The organism is Streptomyces sp. NPDC058576, assembly GCF_042718715.1.
GTDB lineage: Bacteria > Actinomycetota > Actinomycetes > Streptomycetales > Streptomycetaceae > Streptomyces.
The window spans coordinates 1-6,838 of the sequence record NZ_JBHXPF010000115.1; the positions used below are offsets into that span (position 1 = coordinate 1).

The 6,838-nt window shown below is 73.0% G+C and carries 6 protein-coding genes; 1 reads left to right on the forward strand and 5 read right to left on the reverse strand.

Going from position 1 to position 6,838, the window contains the following annotated elements:
- Positions 1 to 33: 33 nt before the first annotated feature.
- Genes ACFWRV_RS36145 through ACFWRV_RS36165 form a run of 5 tightly spaced genes read right to left on the reverse strand, consistent with a single transcriptional unit; the run spans position 34 to position 5,438 of the window.
- Positions 34 to 837, reverse strand: a complete 804-nt coding sequence (locus ACFWRV_RS36145) for a DUF1295 domain-containing protein (protein ID WP_384340396.1) — start codon at positions 835 to 837, stop codon at positions 34 to 36.
- Entirely contained in the window at positions 834 to 2,186 is a 1,353-nt protein-coding gene (locus ACFWRV_RS36150) for a class I SAM-dependent methyltransferase (protein WP_384340397.1), read from the reverse strand. The genes ACFWRV_RS36145 and ACFWRV_RS36150 overlap by 4 nt, the downstream gene beginning before the upstream one ends.
- Positions 2,183 to 3,448, reverse strand: coding sequence for a class I SAM-dependent methyltransferase (locus ACFWRV_RS36155; protein WP_384340398.1), 1,266 nt, complete (start codon positions 3,446 to 3,448; stop codon positions 2,183 to 2,185). The genes ACFWRV_RS36150 and ACFWRV_RS36155 overlap by 4 nt, the downstream gene beginning before the upstream one ends.
- Positions 3,445 to 4,170, reverse strand: coding sequence for a DUF1365 domain-containing protein (locus ACFWRV_RS36160; protein ID WP_384340400.1), 726 nt, complete (start codon positions 4,168 to 4,170; stop codon positions 3,445 to 3,447). Before ACFWRV_RS36160 ends, ACFWRV_RS36155 begins: the two co-directional genes overlap by 4 nt.
- Positions 4,164 to 5,438 carry an NAD(P)/FAD-dependent oxidoreductase gene (locus ACFWRV_RS36165; RefSeq protein WP_384340402.1) on the reverse strand — a complete coding sequence of 425 codons (1,275 nt, stop codon included), beginning with the start codon at positions 5,436 to 5,438 and terminating at the stop codon, positions 4,164 to 4,166. Before ACFWRV_RS36165 ends, ACFWRV_RS36160 begins: the two co-directional genes overlap by 7 nt.
- 635 nt (positions 5,439 to 6,073) lie before the next feature.
- Between ACFWRV_RS36165 and ACFWRV_RS36170 the strand changes: the two genes are divergently transcribed.
- Positions 6,074 to 6,721, forward strand: a complete 648-nt coding sequence (locus ACFWRV_RS36170) for a fasciclin domain-containing protein (RefSeq protein WP_384340404.1) — start codon at positions 6,074 to 6,076, stop codon at positions 6,719 to 6,721.
- Positions 6,722 to 6,838: the final 117 nt, after the last annotated feature.

Genomic DNA, 6,838 nt, shown 5'->3' on the forward strand with positions numbered 1-6,838 from the left:
TTCCGCAGCTGCGGAACGGGCCCTTCCGTCTGCTCACGCCCGGCGCGGCGGCCGCGGGAAGAAGCCGCTCGTCCGGGCCCGGTACTCGGCGAACCCGGGCCGGTCCGCCATATGACGCTCCAGCAGGGCCGCGCCGCTGCCCTTGGTCAGCAGGAAGCTCATCACCAGCGGGGCCACGACGGTGGCGCCGGCCGCGGCCGGCGCCTGGCAGACGAAGAGGAAGAGTCCCCACCAGACGCAGAAGTCGCCGAAGTAGTTCGGATGACGGGTCCAGGACCACAGCCCCCGGTCCATGATCTTCCCCTTGTTGGCGGAGTCGGCCTTGAACCGGGCGAGCTGGGCGTCGCCGATCGCCTCGAAAGCGATCCCGACCGCCCACAGGAGCGCCCCCGCCCAGGCCCACCAGGCGAGCGGCGCGGTGAGGTACTGCGCGGCCTGCACCGGGAGCGAGACGAGCCAGACCAGCGCGCCCTGGAGCAGGTAGACCTTGCGCAGGGCGTACAGCTGGGGGTTGCCGGGGGCCTTGGCCAGCATCTTCTCGTAGCGCGGGTCCTCGCCGTGGCCCCGGCCGCGCCGCCCGATGTGGACGGCGAGGCGCACCCCCCAGATCACGGTCAGCGCGGTCACCAGGAGCCTGCGGCCGTCGTCGCCCGCGCCCGCCGAGAGGCCGTAGGAGACCAGGGCGACGGCGGCGAAGCCGAGGCCCCAGGCGATGTCGACGATCCGGTGCACGCCCTTGTTGAGGGCGACGGCGAAGGTGACGAGCATGACGCCGAGGGCGGCGACGGCCGCACCCGCGAGCCCGCTCGCGAACGCGCCCCAGGCGAAGCCGCTCACGGGCCCTCCTCCGGGGCGGCAGGCGCGTACCAGTCGCGCCGGGTGGCCGGCATCGCGGCGGAGCCGACCGGGTCGGGCCGTACGGAGAGGATCTGGTCGACGCCCATCCGCCGTTCCTCGAACGCGAGCGCGCCGCCGACGAGATAGAGCCGCCACACCCGCGCGGTCTCTTCCCCCACCATCGCGGCGAACTCCGTCCAGCGCTCCTCCAGGGTGCGCCGCCAGGCCTCCACGGTCAGGACGTAGTGCTCGCGCAGTGATTCGACGTCGCGGACCTCCAGACCGGCTCCCTCCAGCAGGGCGACGGTCTCGCCGAGCGGCCGCATGTGCATGTCGGGGGCGATGTAGGACTCGATGAACGCGCCGCCGCCGGGGGCGGTCGTGCCCCGGGACATCTGCTGGACCAGGGCCCGGCCCCGGGGCCGGAGCACGTCGTGCAGGATCGCGGTGAACGCCGGGTACTCGGCGTCCCCGACGTGTTCGCCCATCTCGATGGTGGACACGGCGTCGTACGCGCCCCGGGTCTCGGGCCGCTCCGCGATGTCCCGGTAGTCGATGTTCAGCACCTCGACGAGGTCGCCGAGTCCACGGCTCGCGACCTGCTGCCGTACGTACGCGGCCTGTTCGGCCGCGAGAGTGACGGCGGTGACGTGGACGCCGTGGCGCTCCGCCGCGTACAGGGTCAGCGAACCCCAGCCGCAGCCGACGTCCAGCAGCCGTGCGCCGGGCCGCAGTCCGAGCTTGCGGCAGATCAGCTCCAGCTTGTCGCGCTGGGCGTCGGCCGGGCCGTAGCCGGGTGCGCCGCTGGTCCAGTAGCCGCAGGAGTACGCCATCGTCTCGTCGAGGAGCAGGGCGTAGAAGGCGTTGGACAGGTCGTAGTGGTGGCTGATCGCCGCCCGGTCGCGGGCCTTGCTGTGAAGCGTTCCGCGCAGTCCGGCGCGGGCGGCGGGCACCGGCGGCCGGGGGCCGACCGCACCGAGGCGCAGGGCCAGGCCGGCGGCCTTGATCCGGTCGGCGAGAGCGGGCGAGGGCGCGGTGAGACCGCGTTCGCGCACGGCGCGGCGCATGGCCCGCAGCCCGTCGCCGAGATCGGCGTCGAGGTCGATGTCGCCGGTGATGTAGGCCTCGGCGAGGCCGAGTTCGCCCGGCTCCCACAGGAGGCGGCGCAGCGCTCTGCGGGTCCGTACATGGACGGTGGGGGCGTCCTGCGGGCCCGTCTCGCTGCCGTCCCACATCCTTATCCGGACCGGCAGTCCGCCGCCGAGGAACCGCTCGATCAGCGGCTCGACACGCTGGGCGGCCCCGGTCGGGGTGCGCCGGGCGGGCGGCTTGGCTGCGGTCGTGGTCACGCGGTCTCCTCGCGGGTCAGAACAAACTGCTGCACATCGAGATAGCCGGAGCGGAAGCCCGCCTCGGAGTAGGCGAGGTAGAAGGTCCACATCCGGCGGAAGACGGCGTCGAAGCCGAGGGCGTCGACCTCGGCCGCCCGCTCGGTGAACCTCTCCCGCCACAGCCGGAGCGTCTCGGCGTAGTGCGCGCCGAAGCGGATGCGCTGGGTGGTGCGCAGGCGGGTGTGGTCGGTGGTGATGCGCTCCACGGCTTCGGTGGAGGGCAGCAGGCCGCCGGGGAAGATGTACTTGTGGATCCAGGTGTACGTGGAGCGGCTCACGCGCAGCCGGTCGTCGGGCATCGTGATGGCCTGGAGGGCGACCCGGCCGCCGGGGGCGAGCAGCCGGTCCAGGGTCTGGAAGTAGATCGGCCAGAACTCCTCGCCGACCGCCTCGATCATCTCGACGCTGACGATGGCGTCGTAGTCGCCGGTGACGTGGCGGTAGTCGCTCAGCCGCACCTCGACGCGGTCCTCGTACCCTGCTTCGCGGATGCGGACCCGGGCCAGCTCGCGCTGTTCGGCGGAGAGGGTGACGGTGGTGACCCGGGCGCCGCGGGCGGCCGCGCGGATGGCCAGTTCGCCCCAGCCGGTGCCGATCTCCAGGAGCCGGGTGCCCTCGGTGACCCCGGCGGCGTCGAGCAGCCGGTCGATCTTGCGGTGCTGGGCGGCGGGAAGCAGGTCCTGCTCGGCGGGGAAGCCGCGGAAGACGGCGGAGGAGTAGGAGAGCGTGTCGTCGAGGAAGAGGGCGAAGAGCTCGTTGGACAGGTCGTAATGGTGGCTGATGTTGTCCCGGGAGCCCTCGGGGGTGTTCATCTGCGCGGCGGGCCTGCGGAGGGCCCAGATCCCGCGGAGGCGTTGCAGGGACCGGGGGACGAGGTCGGCCGCGTTGTCGGCGAGGACGGTCAGCACGCCGACGAGGTCGGGCGCGTCCCACTCGCCCGCCATGTAGGACTCGCCGAAGCCGATGAGTCCGCTCGCGCCGATCCGCCGGAAGAAGGCGTCGGGGTCGCGGATGTCCATGAGCGGCCCGCCGAGGCCGATGTCTTCGGTGCCCGCGAGCCGGGCGCGCAGCGGGAGCCGGCCGAGCGCGTTGCGGACGATGCGTTCGGCGACGGCGGTCCGGGCGCGGGAGCCCCGGGGCAGGGTGACGATGTCGGGCCAGCGTTCCGGGTCGGTCCCGGGGGTGTGTTCTGCCGGCAGCGCCGAGGTGGGAGCGGTCACTGCATGCCTTCCTGTGTGCGGTGAGAGGGACGGGGTTGCACGGGGAGCCCGCGCAGGTAGAGCCGGATGCCGTGCAGGCGGATCGCGGCGGAGACGAGGAGGGTGGAGAGGGGGTGCCGCAGGGCGAGGCGCACCAGCTGCCGGGGGGTGGCCGGGCGGCGGCCTCCCCGCACGGTGGCGGTGAAGGGGCGGGCCCCGTCGCGCTCCAGATGGATGCTCAGGTCGAGACGGGACCCGGGCTCGGGGAGCCGCATCCGGTAGCCGCCGTCCACGGGGAAGAACGGCGAGACGTAGAACTCCTTGCCGGTCACGGCTCGGTCATTCCCGTCGGGGCGCAGAAGGTAGCCGTGCCGCCCGCCGTACGTGTTGTGCACCTCGGCGACGACGCAGAGGGGACTGCCGTCGGCGCGGTGGCACCAGTAGACGGTGATCGGGTTGAAGACGTACCCGAACACCCGGGCCTGGGTGAGCATGGTGACGGTGCCGTCGCCCAGTTCCACGCCCCGCGCCCGCAGGAAGCGTTCGAGCCCGCCCCGGATGGTGGGGGCGGTGCCGGCGAAGTGGTCGCGGGCGTCGAACCGGGCCAGCGGCCGCAGGGCGCGCGGCAGCCGGGGCGGCCGGTCGGGGTCGATCAGCCACAGATACGTCCGGTGCCGGAACGCGTACTTGGTCGGCCGGTTCCGTACGTGCGTGATGGTGCACGGGTAGAGGGCGCTCACCACCGCACCCCCAGGGCGGCGGCGGCCTCGACCCCCGAACGGCAGCCGTCCTCGTGGAAGCCCCAGCCGTGGTACGCCCCCGCGTAGGCGGTGACGGGACCGGACAGGGCGGGCAGCCGGGACTGGGCCGCCACCGACTCCGGGGTGTAGACGGGGTGCTCGTAGACCATGCGGGCGCGGACGGTGTCCGGGTCGACCCGGTCGGCGCCGTTCAGCGTGACGACGAAGGTGTCCGGGGCGTCGAGCCGCTGGAGCCGGTTCATGTCGTAGCTGACGGTGACCCGGTCGGCGTCGGCGGCGCAGGAGGGCATCAGGTAGTTCCAGGAGGCCTTGGCCCCCCGGGCGCGGGGCAGCAGGGTGGTGTCCGTGTGCAGCAGGGTCGGGTTGCGGGAGTACCGGAACGCGCCGAGCGTGCTGCGCTCGGCGTCGGTCGGGTCGGCGAGCATCCGCAGCGCCTGGTCCGGGTGGGTGGCGATGACGACGGAGTCGTACGGGGTGGTCGTGCCGTCCTCCGTGGTGACCTCGACGCCGTCCGCGTGCCGGGTGACGGCGCGCACCGGGGTCGCGGTGTGGACGGCGGTGAGCTGCTTGACGACCCGGTCGACGTAACTGCGCGACCCGCCGGTGACGGTGCGCCAGACCGGGGAGCCGCCGATGGCGAGCATGCCGTGGTGATCGAGGAAGCGGAACAGGTAACGGGCCGGGTAGCGCAGGGCGGTGACCGGGTCGCAGGACCAGACGGCGGAGACCATGGGCGTCAGGAAGTGGGCGTGGAAGTACGGCGAGAAGCGCCCGCGCCGGGCGAACTCCCCCAGCGTCATCTCACTCGCCCCGCTCTCCGGAAGCGCCAGCAGGGCCCGGGCGGCGCGGTGGAAGCGCGGCACGTCGGCGAGCATCCGCAGGTAGGGGCCGCGCACGGCGGAGCGCGGCTGCGCGAGGAGCCCGGCGGGACCCCGCGCTCCGGCGTACTCCAGACCGCAGCCCTCGCACCGTACGGACATCGACATCTCGGACTCCTGGGTGGCGACGCCCAGTTCGTCGAAGAGCCGCAGCAGGTGGGGGTAGGTACGCCGGTTGTGCACGATGAACCCGGAGTCGACGCGGTGCATCCGGCCGTCGGACGCGCCCAGATCGTGGGTGTGGGCGTGGCCCCCGACGCGGTCGTCGGCCTCGTACAGCGTCACCTCATGAGCGTCCCGGAGAACGTGGGCGGCGGTCAGTCCCGCCACTCCTGCTCCCACCACGGCCGTCCGCCGCCGTTCCCCTGCCATTCCGGCTCCCTCCGGTCCTTCCACACTGGCTCGGAGCACTGCTGGAGAGCCCCTCACACTCTATTCGTGGCCGGCGGCCGAAAGGATTGGTCGATCATCGGGACTCTGCTCCGAACGAGTGAATGAGAGCCCGGGACCAATCCTCCGGCCGACCGGCGCCGAACTCCCAGTGTGAGAACGGACCGGAAAGAAACGCGGGCGGACGGGGCACACCTGCCCCGGCGGCTCCGCTCGGCGCGTGCCGTGGTCACCGCGCCCGGCGGCCCGGCCGCCGGATGCGGGATGCGCCGTCGCCTTGCCCCGGGACGCCGTACGGAACCGGCCGGCGCCGGTCCCCACGGTGTCCGGGGCGGGGCGACGAGCCGCCTGTCGCCGGTTCCGGTCCGGGGTGCGGCCGGGGGCGGGACGCCGGGACGGCCGGGGAGCCGTCCGGGCCGTTCACCGTCGTCGGCCGCGGTGCCGCAGGAGCCGCAGGAGTGCTGTCTCTCCTGGTCGGACGGCTCGCCCCGGCACCGGGTCCGTCTCCCGCGGCTGGGGAGACGGACCGCCGGGCGCCGAACAGCCGCCACGGCGCCCCGCCCCTCACCCTTCCCACTCCGTTCTTCGCACAACACCCTCGATCCAGGAGAAACACCATGAACAAGCTCCTCTTCCGCCGCGCAGCCGTCGCCGTGTCCGCAGCCGCCGTGCTGCCGCTGACGCTGACCGCCTGCTCGTCGGACGACTCCTCCAAGGACTCGGCGGCAGGCTCGACGCCCAGCGCGTCCGCCCCCGCGAGCCCCTCGGCCGATGAGTCGGCGACCATGGACGAGCCGTTCGGCCCGGCCTGTTCGTCGGTGCCGAAGGAAGGCGCGGGCTCGTTCGACGGCATGGCGAAGGACCCGGTCGCCACGGCCGCCTCGAACAACGAGGAACTGTCGACGCTGGTGGCCGCCGTGAAGCAGGCCGGCCTGGTCGACACGCTCAACAACGCCGAGAACATCACGGTGTTCGCCCCGACCAACGACGCCTTCGCGAAGATCCCGAAGGCCGACCTGGACGCGCTCCTGGCGAACAAGGCCGAGCTCACCAAGGTCCTCACCTACCACGTGGTGGGCGAGAAGCTGACGCCGCAGCAGCTGGAGAAGGGCTCCTTCGACACGCTGGAGAAGAGCAAGCTGACGACGGCCGGCTCGGGCGTCGAGTACACCGTGAACGACTCCTCGAAGGTCGTCTGCGGCAACGTCCCGACCGCCAACGCGACGGTCTACATCATCGACACGGTCCTGATGCCCCCGAAGTAACCCCCGCTGGTCCCCCATCGACGAGGGGGGGGGGGGCGGGGGGCGCCCCCGGGGGCCCCCCCCCCGCCGGGGGGGGGGGTTAAAAAAAAAACGCCCCCCCCCCCACCCAGGGGGGGC

Excerpts from the sequence above, each read along its gene's own strand:
- ACFWRV_RS36165 (WP_384340402.1), bottom strand. The coding sequence starts at position 5,438 with ATGGCAGGGGAACGGCGGCGGACGGCCGTGGTGGGAGCAGGAGTGGCG.
- ACFWRV_RS36170 (WP_384340404.1), top strand. The coding sequence starts at position 6,074 with ATGAACAAGCTCCTCTTCCGCCGCGCAGCCGTCGCCGTGTCCGCAGCC.